This is a genomic window from Stenotrophomonas sp. RG-453, assembly GCF_033843685.1.
Taxonomy (GTDB): Bacteria; Pseudomonadota; Gammaproteobacteria; order Xanthomonadales; family Xanthomonadaceae; genus Stenotrophomonas; species Stenotrophomonas bentonitica_A.
Window position 1 is genome coordinate 164,328 of record NZ_JAMYED010000002.1, and the last position, 20,549, is coordinate 184,876.

Genomic DNA, 20,549 nt, shown 5'->3' on the forward strand with positions numbered 1-20,549 from the left:
ATTATCCCGCTTTTTTGGCAGCCTTGCCGTCGAACAGGCCGAACAGGGCGATACCCACCGCGCCGAGCACGATCGCCGAATCAGCGATATTGAACGAGGGCCAGTAATGGTCCCCGATATGCCACTGGATGAAATCGACCACGTGACCGTGCATGAGGCGGTCGATCACGTTGCCGATCGCCCCGCCGATCACCAGCGCGTAAGGCACGGCGCTGCGCCAGGCGCCGCGAGCGGTGCCCCACATCCAGTAGGCCATCAGGCCGCTGATGCCCACTGCCAGTGCGGTGAAGAACCACAGCTGCCAGCCACCGGCATCGCTCAGGAAGCTGAATGCCGCACCGGTGTTATAGGTGCGGAACCAGTTCCAGAAGCCCTCGATGACCACCACCGGCTCGTACTCGGGCAGGCTGGACAGCACCCAGGCCTTGCTCCACTGGTCGGCGATGATGATCGCCGCCGAGAGCAGCAGCCAGATCAGCGCGTTCGGACGCGGACGGGCGGCGGCCATCAGAACCACCGCCGGTCTTCGCCGGCCCCATCGATGTTGGTCACGCAGCGGCCACACAGTTCCGGGTGCGCAGCGACCGAGCAGACATCGGCGCGGTAATGCCAGCAGCGCACGCACTTCTGCTTGCCGGTCGGCTGGGCGCTGACGAACACCTCGTCGGTGGTCGCCGGGCGCACCTGCACGTCACCGCTGATCAGCAGGAAGCGCAGCTCCTCGGCCAGCGGCTGCCAGCGCGCGGCGGTCTCGGCATCGGCGGCGACGGTGATCTCCGCTTCCAGCGCCGCACCGATCGCACCATTGGCGCGCATCGGCTCAAGCACCTTGGCGACCTGCTCGCGCAGGGCCAGCAGCTGGTCGAAATCGGCCGCGTTGAGCGGTGCGTCGGCCGGCAACGGGGCCAGGCCCTCGTACCACGTGGCGAACAGCACGTTCTCCTTGCGCTCGCCCGGCAGGTACCCCCACAGCTCATCGGCGGTGAAGCTCAGGATCGGCGCGATCCAGCGCGTGAACGCTTCGGCGATGTGGTACATCGCGGTCTGCGCCGAGCGGCGGCCGCGCGAGTCCACCGGCATGGTGTACAGGCGGTCCTTCGTGACATCCAGATACACCGAGCCCAGATCCACGCTGCAGAAGTTCAGCAGCAGCTGCACGATCTCGGCCATGTTGTAGCCGGTGTACGCCGCCTTGATCTTCTCCTGCACCTCGAAGGCGCGATGCACGATCCAGCGGTCCAGCGCGACCATGTCGGCCGGGGCCACCCGATGCTGGGCCGGGTCGAAGCCGTCCAGGTTGCCGAGCAGGAAGCGCGCGGTGTTGCGCAGGCGCCGGTAGGCATCCGCGTTTCGCTTGAGGATTTCCTGCGACAGCGACATTTCATTGCTGTAGTCGGCCGAGGCGATCCACAGGCGCAGGATGTCCGCGCCCAGGGTCTTCATGATGTCCTGCGGCTCGATGCCGTTGCCCAGTGACTTGGACATCTTGCGGCCCTTCTCATCCACGGTGAAGCCGTGGGTGAGGCACTGCTTGTACGGGGCCTGTTTGTCGATGGCCACGCCGGTCAGCAGCGAGGACTGGAACCAGCCGCGGTGCTGGTCCGAGCCTTCCAGGTACAGATCGGCCGGCTTGCCGAAGCCACGCGCCAGCAGCACGCCTTCATGGGTCACGCCCGAGTCGAACCAGACATCGAGGATGTCGGTGACCTTCTCGTACTGCGGCGCTTCATCGCCCAGCAGCTCGGCGCTGTCCAGGGAGTACCACACGTCGATGCCTGCGGCCTGCACGCAGTCGGCGACCTGCTGCATCAGCTCGACGGTACGCGGGTGCGGCTCACCGGTTTCACGATGGGTGAACAGCGCGATCGGCACACCCCAAGTGCGCTGGCGGCTGATGCACCAGTCCGGACGGCCATCGACCATCGAGCCGATGCGCGCCTTGCCCCAGCTCGGGAACCAGCCGACGTTGTCGATCGCGGCCATCGCATCGCTGCGCAGGTTGGCCTTGTCCATCGAGATGAACCACTGCGGGGTGGCACGGAACACGACCGGCGTCTTGTGGCGCCAGCAGTGCGGGTAGCTGTGCACGATCTCGACATACGCAAGCAGCGCACCGGAGGCACGCAGCACATCGACGATCAGCGGCTGCGCCTTCCACAGGTGCACGCCGGCCAGCTCGACATCGCCGGCCGGCGGGGTCGAGGACAGGTACACGCCGCGGCCGTCGACCGGATTGATCTGGCCGGCGTTGTACTTGTCCATCAGCCCGTACTGCTGGCTGACCACGAAGTCTTCCTGGCCATGACCCGGGGCGGTATGCACCGCACCGGTACCGTCTTCGTCGGAGACGTGCTCGCCGTTGAGCAGCGGGATGTCGCGCTGCGGATAGAACGGATGGGCCAGCAGCAGGTTTTCCAGCGCGGCGCCGGTGGCACGGCCGTGCACGACCAGGCCGTCCACGCCATAGCGCTGCAGCGAACGCTCGGCCAGCGCGGCGGCCAGCACCAGCCAACGGCGCTTGCCGTGGTGGGCCGGGCCTTCGGCCAGCACATACTCGATCTCCGCACCGAGGGACACCGCCAGCGAGGCCGGCAGCGTCCACGGGGTGGTGGTCCAGATCGGCACCGCGACCTCGACATCGGCCGGCAGCGTCACGCCGAAGCGCGCGGCCAGCTGCTGCGAATCACGCGACACGTAGGCCACGTCGATCGCCGGCGAGGTCTTGTCCTGGTATTCGATCTCGGCCTCGGCCAGCGCCGAGCCACAGTCGAAGCACCAGTGCACCGGCTTGGCGCCGCGCACGATGTGACCGTTGGCGAACACCTTGGAGAGCGCGCGGATCTCGTTGGCTTCGAAATCGAAGCTCAGCGTCTTGTACGGGTTGTCCCAATCGCCGATCACGCCCAGGCGCTTGAAGTCGCGGCGCTGGAGTTCGATCTGCTCTTCGGCGAACTCGCGGCACTTCTGGCGGAACGCGACCGCATCAAGCTTGACGCCGACCTTGCCCCACTTCTTCTCGACCGCGATCTCGATCGGCAGGCCGTGGCAATCCCAGCCCGGCACGTAGGGCGCATCGAAGCCGGCCAGGTAGCGCGACTTGACGATGATGTCCTTGAGGATCTTGTTGACCGCGTGGCCCAGGTGGATCTGGCCATTGGCGTAGGGCGGGCCGTCGTGCAGCACGAACAGCGGGCGGCCCTGCGCGTTGTCGCGGAGGCGGGCGTAAAGGCCCTCGTCCTCCCAGCGCGACAGAATGCCCGGCTCGCGCTTGGGCAGGTCGCCGCGCATCGGGAATTCGGTTGCCGGCAGATGAAGGGTGGCTTTGTAGTCCTGGCTCACGCAGTGGCTCGCAATCTGTGTTCGGAAAGGATGTGACGGGCCTGTTCGGCGTCACGGTGCATCTGGTCGGTCAACGCGGCCAGATCGTGGAACTTTTCTTCGTCGCGCAACTTCGCGACGAATTCGACATCGATGTGGCGACCGTACAGGTCACCCTGGAAATCAAACAGGTGCGCCTCCAGCAGCGGCTCCACGCCATCCACGGTGGGACGCGTCCCGAAGCTGGAGACCGAGGGCCACGGCTGGTCGAACACGCCGTGGACCCAGGTGGCATAGATCCCCGACAGCGCCGGCGTCTTCGGGAAACGCAGGTTGGCGGTCGGGAACCCCAGCGTACGGCCCAACTGGCGGCCGCGCACTACCCTGCCCCCAATCGTATACGGCCTGCCCAGCAGATCGCCGGCGTGGCTGAAATCACCGGCGCGCAGCAACTGGCGGATGCGGGTGCTGGAGATGCGCTCACCGTGCAGATCCACCGGCTCGATCTCGTCGGCACTGAAGCCACGCTCGCGGCCCATCGCCTGCAGCAGGGCCAGATCGCCGCGGCGGCGGTTGCCGAAGCAGAACTCCGGCCCGATCCACACCTCGCGCGCGCTCAGCCGGTGCACCAGCAGCTGCTCGACGAAATCCTCGGCCTGCATCGCGGCCATGCGCGCGTCGAAGCGCAGCAGGCCGATCGCGTCCACGCCGAGCTCGCGCAGCATCGCGACCTTGTCGCGGGCCAGGGTCAACCGCGGCGGCGGCTCGCCCTGGGCGAAGTACTCGCGCGGCAGCGGCTCGAAGGCCACTGCCACGGCGGCCACGCCCAATGCGCGCGCGCGCGAAACGGCGTGGCGCACCAACGCACGATGACCCAGGTGCAGGCCGTCGAATGCGCCGATGCAGACCACGCTTCCGTGCGGGAACAACTGCCCGCCTTCGACGCTTCTAAACAGCCTGCTCATCTACGTGGAATGCGGCCCACCAGGGCCGATGCTTTGCAAGAGATAGCCATGAAGTATAGCCGGGCTGCCCCCGGATCAATGCTCCCGCAGGTGGCGCGGGCGGAAGCCCAGCGCGATCAGGGCCACCAGGTAGGTCAGGCCACCGCCGCCGACCAGCAGCGCGAGGTTGCCGATCCGGTGCCATTTGTCCATGCCGGTGAAGTCCGCCATCCCGTAACGCAGGGCCAGCAGCACCGCCACCATGGCCACGCAGGCCAGCCCCAGCTTGGTGACATAGCCGCCCCAGCCCGGCTTGGGCTGATACACATCGGTCTTGCCCAGCCAGTACCAGAGCAGGCCCAGGTTCAGATAACTGGACAGCGCGCTGGCAATGCCCAGCGCCAGGTGCAGGCCCGGCTGCTTGCCCAGCGCGACCCACACGCCCTGCGCCTTGAGCGCGTCGGGCACCATCACCTGGTACAGCACGGCCAGCAGAATGAAGTTGAACACCATGTTGGCCACCAACGCGGCCACGCCGGCGCGGACCGGGGTACGGGTGTCCTGGCGGGCATAGAAGGCCGGCAGGACCACCTTGAGCAGCGCGAACGCCGGCAGCGCGAAGCTCAGGCCGTACACCGACAGCGCGGTCATCCGGGTATCGAAGGCGGTGAAACGCCCGTACTGGAAGACCGTGGCGATCAGCGGCTCGGCCAGCAGCAGCAGGCCCAGCATGGCCGGAACGGCGATCAGCAGGGTCGTGCGCAGGCCCCAGTCCAGCGCGCTGGAGAAGCCGGCCTTGTCGGTGCTCACATGGTGGCGGGCCAGCGCCGGCAGGATCACCGTGCCCAGCGCCACCCCGAACACGCCCAGCGGCAGCTCCAGGAAGCGATCGGCCAGCGACAGCCAGGACTGCGAGCCGTCGGTCAGCTTGGCGGCGATCACGGTATCGAGCAGCAGGTTGATCTGCGCGATCGAAGAACCGAACAGGGTCGGCACCATCAGGGTCAGCACCTTGCGCACGCCCGGATGCCGCCAGCCCCAACGCGGCAGGGTCAGCAGGTTGATCCCTTTCAGCGAGGGCAGCTGGAACAGCAGCTGCAGCAGCCCGGCCGCCAGCACCGCCCAGCCCAGCGCCAGGATCTGCTTCTCCGGCGTACCACCCAGCCGCGGGGCCAGCCACAGCGCACCGGCGATCATGCACAGGTTGAGGATGACCGGGGTCAGCGCCGGCATCGCGAACTTCTGGAAGCTGTTGAGCGCCCCGCCCGCCAGGGCGGTCAGCGAGACGAACAGCAGGAACGGGAAGGTCAGCCGGAACAGGTCCACCAGCAGGCCATGCTTGGCCGGGTCGGTATCCACCCCGCTGGAGAACAGGGTCGCCAGCTGGGGCGCGAAGATCAGCGCCAGCGCGGTGACCAGCAGCAGGACCCCGCCCAGGGTGCCGGCCACCCGCGACATCAGCTCGCGCAGTTCGGCGTGGGAGCGGGTTTCCTTCACTTCCGTGAACACCGGGACGAAGGCGGTGGCGAACGAGCCCTCGGCGAACAGGCGGCGCAGGAAATTGGGCACCCGGAAGGCGACCCAGAAGGCGTCGGTCACCGCATTGGTGCCGAACGTGGTGGTGATGACCAGGTCGCGAACCAGCCCCAACACCCGCGAAATCATGGTCATGCTGCTGAAAGACAGCAGGCCCCGCAACATCCTTGGTGAACTCACCCGTGTTCCCTCTTGACAATTGACTTGACGTACATTTTTCGAGCCATCATACTTTCCAGCTTGCTGTTCCCATTACACCGATTTTTCAGGAAACCACCACTGTGGCCAATATCAAGTCCGCCAAGAAGCGCGCCAAGCAGACCGTCGTGCGCAACGCGCGCAATACGGCTCAGCGTTCGATGCTGCGCACCGCTGTCAAGAAGGTGATCAAGGCTCTGGATGCCAATGACGCCGCCGGCGCCGAGGCAGCCTTCGCTGTTGCCCAGCCGATCCTCGACCGTTTCAGCTCGCGTGGTCTGATCCACAAGAACAAGGCTGCTCGCCACAAGAGCCGCCTGACCGCGCGCATCAAGGCCATCAAGGCCGCCTGATACGGCGCTGCGGGTGTCGTAGAGCCACGCCACGCGTGGCTTCGATCCAGCCGCAGAGAAAAGCCCGGCCCCGGCCGGGTTTTTTGTTGCCTGCGATCTGAGACGTCCTGCGCGGCTGGCGGCGATGGCGGCACCACAGAAAAACCCGGCCGGAGCCGGGTTTCTCAGGGGCGCGCGGGTGCGCTCAGTACGCATCGCGCGCTTGCGCCTCGTCTTCCTTCTGGCGATCGAAGAAGGCCATGATGTTGTTCATGATCGGCCAGGTGCCTTCACGACCCAGGGCCGAGACCAGGTACCACGGCTGGGTCCAGCCCAGCTCGGCGATGATCTTCTCGGCGGCGGCCTTGGCCTCGTCCTCGAACATCAGGTCGGCCTTGTTCAGCACCAGCCAGCGCGGCTTGTTCAGCAGCTCCGGGTCGTGCTTTTCCAGCTCGCGCTCGATCGCCCGGACCTGCTCGATCGGCGAGACACCTTCCACGCCACCTTCCATCGGGGAGATGTCCACGAGGTGCAGCAGCAGGCGGGTGCGCTGCAGGTGGCGCAGGAACTGCGCGCCCAGGCCGGCACCATCGGCCGCGCCTTCGATCAGGCCGGGAATATCGGCGATCACGAAGCTGCGGTAGTTCTCCACGCGCACGACGCCCAGATTGGGGTACAGCGTGGTGAACGGGTAATCGGCGACCTTCGGGGTCGCGGCGGAGACCGCGCGGATCAGCGTGCTCTTGCCGGCGTTCGGGAAGCCCAGCAGGCCCACGTCGGCCAGCAGCTTCAGCTCGAGCTTGAGCAGGCGCTCTTCACCCTCTTCGCCCGGCAGCGCCTGGCGCGGGGAGCGGTTGGTGGAGCTCTTGAAGTGCATGTTGCCCAAGCCACCACGGCCGCCCTTGGCGACCAGCAGGCGGTCGCCGTGACCGGTCAGGTCGCCGATCACCTCATCGGTGCTGACGTTCATGATCACAGTGCCGACCGGCACGGTGATGACCAGGTCTTCGCCGCCCTTGCCATAGGCCTGGCGGCCCATGCCGTTCTCGCCGCGCTGCGCCTTGAAGATGCGGTCATGGCGGAAGTCGACCAGGGTGTTGAGGTTCTCGTCGGCGCGGATCCACACGCTGCCGCCATTACCGCCGTCGCCACCGTCCGGCCCGCCCAGCGGAATGAACTTCTCGCGACGGAAACCGATGCAGCCGTTGCCGCCATTGCCGGCGATCACCTGGATTTCTGCTTCGTCTACAAGTTTCATGATTCTGGATGCCAATCTGGAGGCGGCGGGCGCGAGGTGCACCCCACCGCAGAGTCTAACGGCCCCGGTACGATCCAGGGCCGGCGGCGGGAAATGTCCCGCCCGATATTCGATACCAACGAAAAACCCCGCCGAAGCGGGGCTTTCGTCAGCGACCCCACGCCGTGGCGTGGGCGCCTGCGTACCGCTGAAGATCAGGCTTCGGCGACGACGCTGACGGTACGACGCTTCTTCGGGCCCTTGACCGAGAACTCCACCTTGCCGTCGACGAGCGCGAACAGGGTGTGGTCACGGCCGAGGCCAACGCCGGTACCCGGGTGGAACTGGGTGCCGCGCTGACGCACGATGATGTTGCCGGCGTCGATGGCCTGGCCACCGAAGATCTTGACGCCGAGGTATTTCGGGTTGGAGTCGCGACCGTTGCGCGATGAGCCTACGCCCTTCTTATGTGCCATGACTGCTTCTCCTTATTACTTGCTGCCACCGGCAATGCCGGTGATCTCGATTTCGGTGTAGTACTGACGGTGACCCTGGCGCTTCATGTGGTGCTTACGGCGACGGAACTTGATGATCCGGACCTTGTCGGCACGACCCTGGGACACGACCTTGGCGGTGACCGAAGCGCCGCTCAGCGCGTCGCCCAGCTTGATGCCATCGCTGTCGCCCAGCATCAGGATGTTGTCGAACTTGATCTCGTTGCCGACTTCGACTTCGAGCTTTTCAACGCGGAGCGTTTCGCCCTGCGCCACGCGGTATTGCTTACCGCCGGTTACCAGTACTGCGTACATGACCAGACTTCCTCTGTAGTTATTGTGGTCTATGGACTGCCGCCATCGAGGGCGGACAGGAGCGGAATTTTAATGACTTCAACCACTTCGGGTCAACCCACCCCCTGCTCTGACCCGGATTTGGCTGAATACGGTTCAGGAAACCGGCTGGCGGGGTCTCAGGGAATGAGACATGGGGGTGGCAAAGTCCGCGATTGCCCCCAAATCCCAAGCTCGGTAGGCTGACCGATTGCCGTTTCCGATTGCCCCACCCGCTTGCCGGCTCGCTGAGCCGAAGCCCCACAACGGATCCCCCATGGCGATGGATTTCATCCGCATCCGCGGCGCGCGGACGCACAATCTCAAGAACATCGATCTCGACCTGCCCCGCGACAAGCTCATTGTCATCACCGGCCTGTCCGGCTCGGGCAAGTCCTCGTTGGCGTTCGACACCATTTACGCCGAAGGCCAGCGCCGTTACGTCGAGTCGCTGTCGGCCTATGCCCGCCAGTTCCTCAGCGTGATGGAAAAGCCGGACCTGGACCACATCGAGGGCCTGTCCCCGGCGATCTCGATCGAGCAGAAGTCGACCTCGCACAACCCGCGCTCGACCGTCGGCACGATCACCGAGATCTACGACTACCTGCGCCTGCTGTACGCACGCGTCGGCAGCCCGCGCTGCCCGGACCACGGCTACCCGCTGGAGGCGCAGACGGTCAGCCAGATGGTCGACCACGTGCTCACCCTTGACGCCGAGCAGCGCTACATGCTGCTGGCCCCGGTGATCCGCGAGCGCAAGGGCGAGCACGCCCAGTTCTTCGACCAGCTGCGCGCGCAGGGGTATGTGCGCGTGCGCGTGGATGGCCAGCTGCATGAAATCGATGCGGTGCCGCCGCTGGCGCTGCGCCAGAAGCACACCATCGAAGCGGTGATCGACCGCTTCCGCCCGCGCGAGGACATCAAGCAGCGCCTGGCCGAGAGCTTTGAAACCGCGCTGAAGCTGGGCGACGGCATGGTCTCGGTGCAGTCGCTGGATGTGGAGGATGCGCCTGCGCATCTGTTCTCGTCCAAGTACAGCTGCCCGGTCTGCGATTACTCGCTGCCGGAGCTGGAACCGCGCCTGTTCTCGTTCAACTCGCCGGTCGGCGCCTGCCCGGGCTGCGATGGCTTGGGCATGGCCGAATTCTTCGATCCCTCGCGCGTGGTGGTGCACCCGGAGCTGTCGCTCTCGGCCGGTGCCGTGCGCGGCTGGGACCGCCGCAATGCGTATTACTTCCAGCTGATCGCCTCGCTGGCCAAGCACTACAAGTTCGACACCGACGCCCCCTGGCAGAGCCTGCCCGAGGATGTGCGCCAGGCCGTGCTGTACGGCAGCGGCGATGAAACCATCACCTTCACCTACTTCACCGAAGCCGGTGGCCGCACCCAGCGCAAGCATCGCTTCGAGGGCATCATTCCCAACCTCGAGCGCCGCTACAAAGAAACCGAATCGGCCGCGGTGCGCGAAGAGCTGGCCAAGTACATCAGCGAACGCAACTGCCCCGAGTGCAACGGCCAGCGCCTGAACAAGGCTGCGCGCAACGTGTTCGTGGCCGACCGTGCACTGCCCGAACTGGTGGTGATGCCGATCGACGACGCGCTGAAGTTCTTCAGCGGCATGACCCTGCCCGGCTGGCGCGGCGAGATCGCGGGCAAGATCGTCAAGGAGATCGGTGAACGCCTCGGCTTCCTGGTCGATGTCGGGCTGGATTACCTCACCCTGGAGCGCAAGGCCGACACCCTCTCCGGTGGCGAAGCCCAGCGCATCCGGCTGGCCTCGCAGATCGGTGCCGGCTTGGTCGGCGTCATGTACGTGCTGGATGAGCCGTCCATCGGCCTGCACCAGCGCGACAACGAACGCCTGCTCGGCACCCTCACCCGCCTGCGCGACCTGGGTAATACGGTGATCGTGGTCGAGCATGACGAAGACGCGATCCGCCTGGCCGACTACGTGCTGGATATCGGTCCGGGCGCGGGCGTGCATGGCGGCGAGATCGTCGGCCAGGGCACCCTGCAGGACATCCTGGATGCACCGCGTTCGCTGACCGGCCAGTACCTGTCGGGCAAGCGCGCCATCGAGATCCCCGCGCGCCGGCACAAGCCCAACCCGAAGATGACGCTGCACCTGCGCGGCGCCAGCGGCAACAACCTCAAGGGCGTGGACCTGGACATTCCGTCCGGCCTGCTGACCTGCATCACCGGCGTGTCCGGCTCGGGCAAGTCGACCCTGATCAACGACACCCTGTTCTCGCTGGCGGCCAACGAGATCAATGGTTCCTCGCACCCGATCGCTCCCTACAAGGAAGTGGACGGGCTGGATCTGTTCGACAAGGTGGTGGACATCGACCAGTCGCCGATCGGCCGCACCCCGCGCTCGAACCCGGCCACCTACACCGGTCTGTTCACGCCGCTGCGCGAGCTGTACGCGCAGGTGCCCGAAGCACGTGCGCGCGGCTATTCGCCGGGGCGTTTCAGCTTCAACGTGCGCGGCGGCCGCTGTGAAGCGTGCCAGGGCGATGGCCTGATCAAGGTGGAAATGCACTTCCTGCCGGACGTGTACGTGCCCTGCGATGTCTGCCATGGCAAGCGCTACAACCGCGAAACGCTGGAGATTCTCTACAAGGGCTACAACATCAACGACGTGCTGCAGATGACCGTCGAAGATGCGCTGAAGCTGTTCGAGCCGGTGCCGAGCATTGCGCGCAAGCTGGAAACGCTGGTCGACGTGGGCCTGAGCTACATCAAGCTGGGCCAGAGTGCGACGACGTTGTCCGGTGGTGAAGCGCAGCGCGTGAAGCTCTCCAAGGAACTGTCGCGCCGCGATACCGGGCGCACGCTGTACATCCTGGATGAGCCGACCACCGGCCTGCACTTCCACGATATCGAGGCGCTGCTCGGCGTGCTGCACAAGCTGCGCGACGAAGGCAACACGGTGGTGGTGATCGAGCACAACCTGGATGTGATCAAGACCGCCGACTGGATCGTCGATCTGGGTCCGGAAGGCGGCCATCGCGGTGGCACCATCCTGGTCACCGGTACGCCGGAAGACGTGGCGGCCTGCCCGACCTCGTACACCGGCCAGTTCCTGGCGAAGATGCTGCCGTCCACCAGCGCGCGCCCGGAACAGCCGGCGGCCGTGGCCAACAAGCCCGACGCCCGCCCGCCGCGCAAGGCCAAGCCGGAACCGAAGAAGGCTGCGCGCAAGACCGCAGTAACCAAAGCCCCCAGCAAGAGCAAGAAGAAGACCGCATGAGCAACGAGCACAAGATCCTCGCCCGCGTGCCGATCAGCGTCCGCTGGCGCGACATGGACAGCATGGGCCACGTGAACAACGCCAAATACATCTCCTACCTGGAAGAAGCGCGTGTGCGCTGGATGCTGGGGGTGGAGGGCGTTTCGATGACCGACCGCATCGCACCGGTAGTGGCGGCGACCAACGTCAACTACCGCCTGCCGATCGTGTGGCCCAACGACATCGTGGTGGAGCTGTTCGTCGAGCGCCTCGGCAACAGCAGCGTGACCATCGGCCACCGCATCGTGGACGAGAAGAACGACAGCACGCTGTATTCGGACGGCAACGTGGTGGTGGTCTGGATGGACACGCAGACCGGCAAGAGCGCGCCGTTGCCCGAGGCGATCCGCACCGCGTCGAGCTGATGGGTTCCGCCGCGTCAAGCTGACAGGTTTCGCCGCGCCGAACTGAAAGGTAGTGCCGGCCATCGGCCGGCACTACCGTTCTACGCCCCATGAAGGTTTACGGTACCGCGCTGCGCACCTGCAACGTTCCATCCACCTTGCGCCCGTCTTCCAGGCTCAGCCGCAACGGCAGCTGCGCCCCCGCTTTCAGCGCCACCTCCGGCTGCATCAACATCAGGTGCAGGCCACCGGGTTTCAGCTCGACCGTCGCGCCCGCCGCGATGGGCAGGCGCTCCACCGCGCGCATGCGGCTGACCCCGTCCACCAGCGTGGTTTCGTGCAGCGACACATCGCCGAACGCTTTGCTGCCGGCAGCGACCACCACCACCGGGGCGCGACAGTCATTGTGGATCTGGCCGTAGCCGGCCGCCATCGGCATCGCGCCCGGAGGCAGGCGAAGCCAACCATCGCGCAGCGACACGCAGGCGGGCTCCCCCGCCATGGCCACCGCCGATGCTGCGAACGCACACACCCCCAACAATACGCACACGAATGGTTTGGTTATCATCGGCTTCGTTCCCTGTCCGCAACGAGACTGCAGCATGACGACGCTCATCGAGGTGATCAACCATGGCCCCATCCGCGAACTGCGGCTGGCGCGTCCCCCGGTCAATGCGTTGGACACCGAGCTGTGCCGGCACCTGATCCAGGCGATCAACCAGGCCATGGCCGATGACGTGCACGGCATCGTGCTCTCGGGCAGCGAGCGCATCTTCAGCGCTGGCATGGACGTGCCGCACCTGCTCAGCCACGGCGAGGACAAGCACAAGCTGCTGGACAGCTGGCAGGCCTTCTTCGGCGCAGTGCGCACGCTGGCCGAATGCCGCGTACCGGTAGTGGCCGCCCTGACCGGGCACGCCCCGGCCGGTGGCTGCGTGCTCGCCCTGTGCTGCGACTACCGGATCATCGCGCGCAGCCCCGATGCCGCCCATCCCACCGTGATCGGCCTGAACGAGGTCCAGGTCGGGCTGGTTGCGCCGGAAGGGATCCAGCGCCTGATGCGCCGCGTGGTCGGGCATCACCGGGCCACCACCCTGCTGGTCGGCGGCGAGATGGTGCCGGCCGAGCGTGCGCTGGAGATCGGGCTGGTCGATGAGGTGGTCGATGCCGACCTGGTCGTGGCCCGCGCCGTGGCCTGGCTGCAGGCCCTGCTCAAGCTGCCGCGGCAGCCGATGCTGCTGACCCGCACCATCGCCCGCGCCGACCTGCACGAGGCCCTGCACGCCGATCTGATCCAGCTCGACCGCTTCGTCGAGGCCTGGTACGCCCCGGACGCCCAGCAGGCGCTGCAGGGGCTGGTGGCCAGGCTGGGCAAGGGATGACCCACCACGGCTGACGCACCCGCGCACACCGGTAGTGCCGGCCACTGGCCGGCGCTTCTCGACGCCATGTACACCGGTAGTGCCGGCCGCTGGCCGGCAACCAGGCAATGAATGATCGAAGTGGTGCGTGGTTGCCGGCCATGGGCCGGCACTACCCTATAATTTGCGTTCGCCCACCCCAGGTTGCTTCCCTTGTCCGCCACGCACGAACCCGTCGTTTCCGAGCTGATCGACCTGCTCTCGCTCGAACGCCTGGAAGACAATCTGTTCCGCGGCCAGAGCCGCGATATCGGCACCAAGTACGTCTTTGGCGGCCAGGTGCTGGGCCAGGCGCTGTCGGCCGCCCAGAAGACCGTCGAGAACGGCCGCCACGTGCATTCGCTGCACGCCTACTTCCTGCGCGCGGGCAACATCGACCATCCCATCGTCTATGACGTGGACCGCACCCGCGATGGCGGCAGCTTCTCCGTGCGCCGGGTCACCGCGATCCAGCACGGCAAGGTGATCTTCTTCTGCGCGGCCTCGTTCCAGCAGGCCGAGACCGGCGCCGAGCACCAGCACAAGATGCCGGAAGTGCCGCAGCCCGAAGACATCGAGCCGAACCAGCCGCTGCCGCAGGCGGTCCTGGATCGCCTGCCGATCAAGGTGCAGCGCTGGCTCTCGCGGGGCGGCCCGTTCGAGTTCCGCCACGTGTACCCGCGCGATGAACTCAATCCGCCCAAGCGTCCGCCGTACCACCAGGTGTGGCTGCGCCTGAACGAAACCGTTGGCGATGCCCCTGAGCTGCACCAGGCGCTGCTCGCCTACGCCTCGGATTTCCATCTGCTGGGCACCGCGACCTTCCCGCACGGCATCAGCTACTACCAGCCGCACGTGCAGATGGCCTCGCTGGACCACGCGATCTGGTTCCACCGCCCGTTCCGCGCCGACGATTGGCTGCTGTACTCGCTCGACAGCCCCAGCGCGCAGGATTCGCGCGGACTGGCGCGTGGCCAGTTCTTCACCCGCAACGGCATCCTGGTCGCCAGCACCGCGCAGGAAGGCCTGATCCGGGTGGTCGAGGACAGTGCCGCGGCCGCCGCCGTACCGGCCAAGGACTGACATGAGACAGATCTTCAACAGCCAGCGCGTGGAAACCGTCGAAGGCGTGGCCCAGCTGCTGCGCGACGCCGGCATCGAAGTGCGCATCACCAACGGACGCTCGTACCACAGCAAGCGCGGCAGCCAGTTCAGCTATCTGGACAAGGAAAAGGCCACGACCCATCCGACCCTGTGGGTGGTGCATGCCGACGACCAGCCGCGCGCGCGCGAGATCCTGCGCGATGCGCGCCTGCTGGAAACCACCCGCCGCGACCACCCGACCGCGCAGTTCGCGTTCCGCGACGAAGTCGCCCAGGCCGATGCCCCGCGCAACTGGGCCTGGCGCATCCGCATCGGCCTGCTGCTGGTGATCGCTGCCGTGGCGATGGTGGTGGTCATGCGCCACCGCGGCGCGCCGGTGGTGGCGCCCGCCCCGGCACCGGTGACCCAGCCGGCCTCGACGCCGACCGCACCGGCGGCCACCCCACCGGAAGAAGAGGAAGTGCGGGTCCGGATCCAGCCCACCGAATAACAGTGCCGGCCGCTGGCCGGCTCCTCGTGGGGTTTGAAGCCTGCAGAGCCGGCCAGCGGCCGGCACTCTCCGGTCACATCCCGGCCCGGCACGCGTCATGATGGGACCATCCCCGGGGGAGGACACCATGACGCCGCATCCGCTGACCACCACGCTCGAACGCGAGCTGCCCGCCGCCGCCGGTGGCTGCCAGCAGTCCTACGGCCGCATCGTGCTGGCCTGCCAGAACACGGTCACCGCGATCGCGCTGGCGATCACCCGCGACGTGCACGCCAGTGAGGACATCGCGCAGGAGGCCTTCATCAAGGCCTGGCAGCAGCTCAACCAGTTGCACAGCCATGCCAGCTTCCTGCCATGGCTGCGCCAGATCACCCGCAACCTGGCCCGCGACTGGCTGCGCGCCAACCGCGGCCGTCCGCTCTCCGGCGAAGCCGCCGAAATCGCCATCAACATGGCTGCCGACCCCAGCCCGAGCGCCCCGGAGCACCTGCAGCGGGTGGAAGAGGAACTGGCGGCCGAAGAGATCATCTCGGCGCTGCCCGAAGACAGCCGCGAGACCCTGCTGCTGTATTACCGCGAAGGCCAGAGCTCGCAGCAGGTCGCCGATCTGCTCGGCCTCAGCGATGCCGCCGTGCGCAAGCGCCTCTCGCGCGCTCGCGCCACCGTGCGCGACGAGATGATGCGCCGCTTCAGCGAGTTCGCGCGCAGCAGCGCGCCGAGCGCGGCGTTCGCCACGACAGTGGTCTCGATGGTGCTGGTCGCCGCGCCCGGTACGGCCAGTGCCGCGATCCTGCTCGGCACCGGGCTGGGCACCAGCAAGCTCGGGCTGGGCGGTGCCAGTGTTTCCGGCGGTGCCGCCCTGGGTTCACTGAGTGCGGCGGCCAGCCAGAGCCACGTGCTGCCGCCGGATTTCGCCTGGGGTGCGATCGCCGGCAGCGTGGTCGGGGGCGTACTGGGCAGCTACCTGGGGGGCCGTTACCTGCTCTCCTACGCCGAGAACGAGAGTGAGCGAGCCGCCATCCGTGGGTTCGTGCACTACAGCACGTTCACTGCCATGCTGACGTGCGTCGCCGTCTTCGCCCTGAGCTTCCTGCCGCTGGCCTGGTATTGGCCCGTGGTGGCGTTGGCGATCGGGCTTGGCCTGATCAACTATCAGTGTCTCGTTCCGCTGCAGCGGATCATGGCCCCGATGATCGCGCGCGATGCGGCGCGCCATGGACGCACCGGCCCGAACTGGAAATACGAGTCGCTGTACGGCCGCAAGGCGCTGTGGGTGATGAACCTGTTCGTGGTCGGCACCATCGTCTGGGCGATGTACAGGAACGGCCGGATCTGACACAGAAAAGCGCCGGTCGATGACCGGCGCTTTCGTCCTGCAGCTTCAGCGGACGGCTTACTTCGCCGCCGGTGCCTTCGGCGCCATCGGCAGCTTGCCGTCGCGGTGCTTGCCATCGCGATGATCGCCACGCGGGCCACCGAACGGGCCCTTGGCCGCATCGAACTCGGCCTTGCTCAGCTGGCCGTCCTTGTTGGTGTCGGCCGCGGCGAACCAGGCATCACGATGCTGCTTCATGCGCAGCTCGCGGTCGGCCTTGTCCAGGTAGCCATCCTTGTTGACGTCCCTCTCATCAAAGCGCGCGGCCAGGCGCGGATCGGCCTTGGCCTCCTCACGGCTGATGCGGCCATCCTTGTTGGTGTCCAGCTTGGCCATCCAGTCGCCGCGGCCACCCGGGCCACGCCCGTGGCGCTTGCCGTGCCAGCGCGGCAGTTCCTCGCGGGAGAGCTTGCCGTCCTTGTTGGTATCCAGGGTATCGAACTGCGCGGCCAGACGCGGGGCCTTCGCCGCTTCGGCGCGGTCGATGAAGCCATCGCCATTGGTGTCCAGCTTGGCACGGGCGGGCTTGTCGCCGGCGGCGGGCGTATCGGCAGCGACCGCCAGGCCGGCAGCACCGGTGGACAGCAGCAGGGCCAGCAGCAGGAGGGATTTGCGGTTGCGCATGGGTAACTCCGGTTCGTGAGGGAAACTGCGTGCGGTGCGTGGCACCCACACCGGTAACAACGCGCGGGCACCAGCACCGTTGACAGCCCGGCCGGCCGTGTTCATTTGGCAGACAGTCGCGGCGGCTGCGACGGCGCGGGGCTATGCTGTAGGCATGGCAATACACGGCGACCGCGACGACGAGCTGCGACTGTTCCAGACCGGCGACCACCCCTGTGGCTACTGGCCGGAACGGGCCGCACGCGATCTGGTGCTCGACCCCAACGATCCTCGCCTGGGCACGCTGTACCCGATGGCGCTGGGCTGGGGCTTCCGCCGCTCCGGCGATCTGGTCTACCGCCCGCACTGCGCCGATTGCCACGCCTGCGTGGCCGTGCGCATCCCCGTGGCCCGCTTCGCGCCGGACCGCAGCCAGCGCCGCTGCCTGGCCCGCAATGCGGACCTGGAAGTGCGCATCGTCGCGGCCGAGCAGACCGACGAGCAGTTCGCGCTGTACCACCGCTACCTCACCCACCGCCACGCGCAGGGCGGCATGGACGAGCACGGCCCGCACGAGTTCGACCAGTTCCTGATCGGGCGCTGGTCGCAGGGCCGGTTCATCGAGATCCGCGGCCCGGCCGCGGACGGCCACCGCGGCCCCCTGCTCGCGGTCGCCGTGACCGATGTGACCCCGCAGGGGCTCTCGGCGGTCTATACCTTCTTCGACCCGGACCAGGCCCATCGCGGCCTGGGCACCTTCGCGATCCTGCAGCAGATCGCCTGGGCCCAGCGCGAGCAGCTGCCGCACCTGTACCTGGGTTACTGGATCCGCGACCACCGCAAAATGGACTACAAGCGACGGTTCCGCCCGCTGGAGGCCTACGATGGGCGCCGCTGGCACGCCTTCGATGACGAACGGGACGGCCGCTGACGCAACACTGACACCGCGCCAGGTGCAAAATAGGCGGATGAAAGCCCATCCCCTGATCCTTGCCCTGGCCCTGCTCTGCGGCGCCTGCGCACAGACCCCTGCCAAGATCGCCGCCATGCCGGAGACTGCTTCCGCACCGCTGCGAATCGCCACCTACAACACCTCCCTGTACAGCGACGAGACCGGCGGCCTGATCGCCGAGCTCGAAGGCGACAGCGAACACGCGCGCAAGATCGCCGCCGTCCTGCAGCAGGTCCGTCCGGATCTGGTGCTGCTCAACGAGTTCGACTACGACGACGCCCACCGCGCCGCCGACCTGTTCCAGCAGCGCTACCTGGAAACCGCCCAGCCCGGCGGCGGCGAGCCGCTGCACTACGCTTACCGCTACCTCGCCCCGGTCAACACCGGCGTGCAGAGCGGCCTGGACCTGGACAACAACGGCGAGATCGGCGGCGAAGGCCGCGCCCGTGGCAACGATGCCTGGGGCTACGGCCTGCACCCGGGCCAGTACGGCATGCTGGTGCTGTCGCGCTACCCGATCGACGCGGCCAAGGTCCGCAGCTTCCAGCTGCTGAAGTGGAGCACCATGCCCGGCGCGCTGCGCCCGATCGATCCGCGCACCGGTAAATCCTTCTACAACGACCACGTCTGGTCGCAGCTGCGCCTGTCCTCCAAGTCGCATTGGGACGTGCCGGTGAACACCCCGAACGGCACCGTGCACGCCCTGGTCTCGCACCCCACCCCGCCGGTCTTCGACGGCCCGGAAAAGCGCAACGCCGCCCGCAACCACGACGAACTGCGCCTGTGGCACGACTACCTCAAGGACCGCGACACGTCCTGGCTGTGCGATGACCGTGGCCACTGTGGCGGCCTTCCGCAGGATGCGCGCTTCGTCATCCTCGGCGACCTCAACAACGACCCGATCGACGGCGACGGCCGCCACGAAGCCATCGTCGAACTGATCGAAAACCCGCGTGTCCTGCGCTACCCCACCCCACGCAGCGTCGGCGCAGAGCAGACCAGCCTGGCCTACGCCGAAAAAGGCATCGTCCGCAAGGGCGCCCCCTTCCACGCCACCGGCGACTTCGGCCCCAAATCCGGCACCATGCGCCTGGATTACGTCCTGCCCTCGGTTGGCTTCAGCTACCTCGGCAGCGGCGTGTTCTGGCCCGCCAATGACAGCCCGGAAGCAAAAATCGCCGACGGCAGCGACCACCACCTGGTGTGGGTCGACCTGAAGTAAGGCCCGCGTCGCTCTTAACAAAAAACGGCGAGCCAAGGCTCGCCGTTTTTCGTTTGCTCCGCTGGTCGAACCGCGCAACCGACCTTCCACGAGGAGGTGATCGGGCAGCCCGATCGCCTCACACCGGCAGCACCCAAGGCGCTCTGCCTCACGACCGCAACTCGATCCCGATCGCCTCGGCGGCCTCACGCGCGATCTTCCGCGCCTCATCGATGTCCGCCCCCCGCGCCAGCGTCACCCCGACCCGGCGATGCCCATGCACGCTCGGCTTGCCGAACAACCGCAGTGCCGAATCCGGATGCACCAGCGCCGCGGCCACGTTGCTGAAGAACGGGACACCCTCGCCGTGTGCCAACAGCGCGCACGAGGCTGACGGACCGCTCTGGCGGATCACCGGAATCGGCAGCCCCAGGATCGCGCGCGCATGCAGCGCGAACTCACTGAGCTCCTGCGAAGCCAACGTCACCAGACCGGTGTCATGCGGACGCGGCGACACCTCGCTGAACCACACCTCGTCGCCCTTCACGAACAACTCGACCCCGAACAGACCCCAGCCGCCCAGCTCATCGGTGATCGCCTGCGAGATCTCCTCGGCCCGTGCCAGGGCACGCGGCGACATCGGCTGCGGCTGCCAGCTCTCGCGGTAATCCCCGTCCTTCTGCCAATGGCCGATCGGGGCACAGAACGACGTGCCACCGGCATGGCGCACGGTCAGCAGCGTGATCTCGTACTCGAAGTCGATGAACCCTTCCACGATGCAGCGCCCGGCCCCGGCACGGCCGCCGGTCTGCGCGTACTCCCAGGCCGGGGCGATGTCCGCCTCGCTGCGCAGCGTGCTCTGGCCCTTGCCCGAGGAGGACATCACCGGCTTGACCACGCACGGCAGCCCGATCGCCGCCACGGCGGCACGGTACTCGGCGTCGGTATCCACGAAGCGGTACGGCGAGGTCGGCAGGCCCAGCGTCTCGGCGGCCAGACGGCGGATGCCCTCGCGGTCCATGGTCAGGCGCGCGGCACGCGCGGTCGGCACGACCCGCAGGCCCTGCTCCTGTTCCAGTTGCACCAGTGTCTCGGTGTGGATCGCCTCGATCTCCGGCACCACCAGGTGCGGCTTCTCCTGCGCGATCAGCGCGCGCAGCGCCATCGCGTCGAGCATGTCGATCACGTGCGAGCGATGCGCCACCTGCATCGCCGGGGCATCGGCATAACGGTCGGCGGCGATCACTTCCACCCCCAGCCGCTGCAGTTCGATGGCGACCTCCTTGCCAAGTTCACCGGACCCCAGCAGCAGCACACGGGTGGCGGAAGGAGACAGCGGCGTACCGAGCGTGGACATGGCGGTGTTCCGGGCAACAGAGACGGGAGGGCATTCTAG

The 20,549-nt window shown here is 67.1% G+C and carries 19 protein-coding genes; 9 read left to right on the forward strand and 10 right to left on the reverse strand.

Annotation, left to right across the window (positions count from 1 at the left end; all coding sequences use genetic code 11):
* Window position 1: 1 nt before the first annotated feature.
* From lspA to murJ, 4 genes are all read right to left on the reverse strand, one after another.
* Window positions 2-508 carry a signal peptidase II gene (lspA, locus tag NJD74_RS03295; RefSeq protein WP_019184511.1) on the reverse strand — a complete coding sequence of 169 codons (507 nt, stop codon included), beginning with the start codon at window positions 506-508 and terminating at the stop codon, window positions 2-4.
* Window positions 508-3,339 (reverse strand): isoleucine--tRNA ligase, encoded by a 2,832-nt coding sequence (ileS, locus tag NJD74_RS03300; protein ID WP_319623660.1) that lies wholly within the window; start codon window positions 3,337-3,339, stop codon window positions 508-510. Before ileS ends, lspA begins: the two co-directional genes overlap by 1 nt.
* Window positions 3,336-4,283: a bifunctional riboflavin kinase/FAD synthetase gene (locus NJD74_RS03305; protein WP_019184513.1), complete on the reverse strand. Its 948-nt coding sequence runs from the start codon at window positions 4,281-4,283 to the stop codon at window positions 3,336-3,338. Before NJD74_RS03305 ends, ileS begins: the two co-directional genes overlap by 4 nt.
* A gap of 75 nt (window positions 4,284-4,358) precedes the next feature.
* Window positions 4,359-5,963, reverse strand: coding sequence for a murein biosynthesis integral membrane protein MurJ (gene murJ, locus NJD74_RS03310; RefSeq protein WP_319623809.1), 1,605 nt, complete (start codon window positions 5,961-5,963; stop codon window positions 4,359-4,361).
* A gap of 116 nt (window positions 5,964-6,079) precedes the next feature.
* Here murJ and rpsT point away from each other — a divergent pair, with 116 nt between their 5' ends.
* Entirely contained in the window at window positions 6,080-6,349 is a 270-nt protein-coding gene (gene rpsT / locus NJD74_RS03315) for a 30S ribosomal protein S20 (RefSeq protein WP_019184515.1), read from the forward strand.
* A gap of 184 nt (window positions 6,350-6,533) precedes the next feature.
* On the opposite strand, the gene obgE is transcribed toward rpsT, so the two are convergent.
* The 3 genes from obgE to rplU form a co-directional block, all read right to left on the reverse strand.
* Window positions 6,534-7,586 carry a GTPase ObgE gene (gene obgE / locus NJD74_RS03320; RefSeq protein ID WP_046272194.1) on the reverse strand — a complete coding sequence of 351 codons (1,053 nt, stop codon included), beginning with the start codon at window positions 7,584-7,586 and terminating at the stop codon, window positions 6,534-6,536.
* 194 nt (window positions 7,587-7,780) lie between these two features.
* Window positions 7,781-8,041 carry a 50S ribosomal protein L27 gene (gene rpmA, locus NJD74_RS03325; protein ID WP_019184517.1) on the reverse strand — a complete coding sequence of 87 codons (261 nt, stop codon included), beginning with the start codon at window positions 8,039-8,041 and terminating at the stop codon, window positions 7,781-7,783.
* A 15-nt stretch (window positions 8,042-8,056) separates the two neighbouring features.
* Window positions 8,057-8,374: a 50S ribosomal protein L21 gene (rplU, locus tag NJD74_RS03330; RefSeq protein ID WP_019184518.1), complete on the reverse strand. Its 318-nt coding sequence runs from the start codon at window positions 8,372-8,374 to the stop codon at window positions 8,057-8,059.
* 295 nt (window positions 8,375-8,669) lie between these two features.
* Between rplU and uvrA the strand changes: the two genes are divergently transcribed.
* Together uvrA and NJD74_RS03340 are read left to right on the forward strand one after the other, a co-directional pair.
* Window positions 8,670-11,645: an excinuclease ABC subunit UvrA gene (gene uvrA / locus NJD74_RS03335; RefSeq protein WP_319623661.1), complete on the forward strand. Its 2,976-nt coding sequence runs from the start codon at window positions 8,670-8,672 to the stop codon at window positions 11,643-11,645.
* Window positions 11,642-12,049 carry a thioesterase family protein gene (locus NJD74_RS03340; protein ID WP_088432134.1) on the forward strand — a complete coding sequence of 136 codons (408 nt, stop codon included), beginning with the start codon at window positions 11,642-11,644 and terminating at the stop codon, window positions 12,047-12,049. Before uvrA ends, NJD74_RS03340 begins: the two co-directional genes overlap by 4 nt.
* A gap of 97 nt (window positions 12,050-12,146) precedes the next feature.
* On the opposite strand, the gene NJD74_RS03345 is transcribed toward NJD74_RS03340, so the two are convergent.
* A complete protein-coding gene (locus NJD74_RS03345) occupies window positions 12,147-12,596 on the reverse strand; it encodes a copper chaperone PCu(A)C (protein WP_102789067.1) in 450 nt (149 codons plus the stop codon).
* Between the two features lie 34 nt (window positions 12,597-12,630).
* Here NJD74_RS03345 and NJD74_RS03350 point away from each other — a divergent pair, with 34 nt between their 5' ends.
* The 4 genes from NJD74_RS03350 to NJD74_RS03365 all read left to right on the forward strand — a co-directional run bounded on the left by NJD74_RS03350 (window position 12,631) and on the right by NJD74_RS03365 (window position 16,358).
* On the forward strand, window positions 12,631-13,410 hold the full coding sequence (locus NJD74_RS03350) for an enoyl-CoA hydratase/isomerase family protein (RefSeq protein ID WP_070473418.1): 780 nt from the start codon (window positions 12,631-12,633) through the stop codon (window positions 13,408-13,410).
* 192 nt (window positions 13,411-13,602) lie between these two features.
* On the forward strand, window positions 13,603-14,511 hold the full coding sequence (tesB, locus tag NJD74_RS03355) for an acyl-CoA thioesterase II (RefSeq protein WP_026069994.1): 909 nt from the start codon (window positions 13,603-13,605) through the stop codon (window positions 14,509-14,511).
* A gap of 1 nt (window position 14,512) precedes the next feature.
* The gene (locus tag NJD74_RS03360; protein WP_070473420.1) at window positions 14,513-15,022 is read left to right on the forward strand and encodes a DUF2007 domain-containing protein; all 510 of its coding nucleotides are present in this window, start codon (window positions 14,513-14,515) and stop codon (window positions 15,020-15,022) included.
* Between the two features lie 127 nt (window positions 15,023-15,149).
* On the forward strand, window positions 15,150-16,358 hold the full coding sequence (locus NJD74_RS03365; protein ID WP_070473422.1) for an RNA polymerase sigma factor: 1,209 nt from the start codon (window positions 15,150-15,152) through the stop codon (window positions 16,356-16,358).
* A 57-nt stretch (window positions 16,359-16,415) separates the two neighbouring features.
* Here the strand turns inward: NJD74_RS03365 and NJD74_RS03370 are convergent, their stop codons facing one another.
* Window positions 16,416-17,021, reverse strand: coding sequence for an EF-hand domain-containing protein (locus NJD74_RS03370; protein WP_070473424.1), 606 nt, complete (start codon window positions 17,019-17,021; stop codon window positions 16,416-16,418).
* A gap of 154 nt (window positions 17,022-17,175) precedes the next feature.
* On the opposite strand from NJD74_RS03370, the gene NJD74_RS03375 reads away from it, so the two are divergent.
* Together NJD74_RS03375 and NJD74_RS03380 are read left to right on the forward strand one after the other, a co-directional pair.
* Window positions 17,176-17,931, forward strand: coding sequence for an arginyltransferase (locus NJD74_RS03375; RefSeq protein ID WP_019184527.1), 756 nt, complete (start codon window positions 17,176-17,178; stop codon window positions 17,929-17,931).
* Window positions 17,932-17,968: 37 nt separating this feature from the next.
* Entirely contained in the window at window positions 17,969-19,174 is a 1,206-nt protein-coding gene (locus NJD74_RS03380; protein ID WP_319623662.1) for an endonuclease/exonuclease/phosphatase family protein, read from the forward strand.
* A 148-nt stretch (window positions 19,175-19,322) separates the two neighbouring features.
* Here NJD74_RS03380 and purT read toward each other — a convergent pair whose 3' ends face one another.
* A complete protein-coding gene (gene purT, locus NJD74_RS03385; protein ID WP_046272202.1) occupies window positions 19,323-20,510 on the reverse strand; it encodes a formate-dependent phosphoribosylglycinamide formyltransferase in 1,188 nt (395 codons plus the stop codon).
* Window positions 20,511-20,549 lie beyond the last annotated feature (39 nt).

What these genes read in the sequence shown, in the direction of transcription:
- rplU (WP_019184518.1), bottom strand. Translation starts at nt 8,374, where the DNA reads ATGTACGCAGTACTGGTAACCGGCGGTAAGCAATACCGCGTGGCGCAG.
- NJD74_RS03350 (WP_070473418.1), top strand. Translation starts at nt 12,631, where the DNA reads ATGACGACGCTCATCGAGGTGATCAACCATGGCCCCATCCGCGAACTG.
- NJD74_RS03380 (WP_319623662.1), top strand. Translation starts at nt 17,969, where the DNA reads ATGAAAGCCCATCCCCTGATCCTTGCCCTGGCCCTGCTCTGCGGCGCC.
- NJD74_RS03345 (WP_102789067.1), bottom strand. Translation starts at nt 12,596, where the DNA reads ATGATAACCAAACCATTCGTGTGCGTATTGTTGGGGGTGTGTGCGTTC.
- NJD74_RS03365 (WP_070473422.1), top strand. Translation starts at nt 15,150, where the DNA reads ATGACGCCGCATCCGCTGACCACCACGCTCGAACGCGAGCTGCCCGCC.
- NJD74_RS03305 (WP_019184513.1), bottom strand. Translation starts at nt 4,283, where the DNA reads ATGAGCAGGCTGTTTAGAAGCGTCGAAGGCGGGCAGTTGTTCCCGCAC.
- obgE (WP_046272194.1), bottom strand. Translation starts at nt 7,586, where the DNA reads ATGAAACTTGTAGACGAAGCAGAAATCCAGGTGATCGCCGGCAATGGC.
- purT (WP_046272202.1), bottom strand. Translation starts at nt 20,510, where the DNA reads ATGTCCACGCTCGGTACGCCGCTGTCTCCTTCCGCCACCCGTGTGCTG.
- NJD74_RS03340 (WP_088432134.1), top strand. Translation starts at nt 11,642, where the DNA reads ATGAGCAACGAGCACAAGATCCTCGCCCGCGTGCCGATCAGCGTCCGC.
- rpmA (WP_019184517.1), bottom strand. Translation starts at nt 8,041, where the DNA reads ATGGCACATAAGAAGGGCGTAGGCTCATCGCGCAACGGTCGCGACTCC.
- murJ (WP_319623809.1), bottom strand. Translation starts at nt 5,963, where the DNA reads ATGTTGCGGGGCCTGCTGTCTTTCAGCAGCATGACCATGATTTCGCGG.
- lspA (WP_019184511.1), bottom strand. Translation starts at nt 508, where the DNA reads ATGGCCGCCGCCCGTCCGCGTCCGAACGCGCTGATCTGGCTGCTGCTC.
- NJD74_RS03370 (WP_070473424.1), bottom strand. Translation starts at nt 17,021, where the DNA reads ATGCGCAACCGCAAATCCCTCCTGCTGCTGGCCCTGCTGCTGTCCACC.
- uvrA (WP_319623661.1), top strand. Translation starts at nt 8,670, where the DNA reads ATGGCGATGGATTTCATCCGCATCCGCGGCGCGCGGACGCACAATCTC.
- NJD74_RS03375 (WP_019184527.1), top strand. Translation starts at nt 17,176, where the DNA reads ATGGCAATACACGGCGACCGCGACGACGAGCTGCGACTGTTCCAGACC.
- NJD74_RS03360 (WP_070473420.1), top strand. Translation starts at nt 14,513, where the DNA reads ATGAGACAGATCTTCAACAGCCAGCGCGTGGAAACCGTCGAAGGCGTG.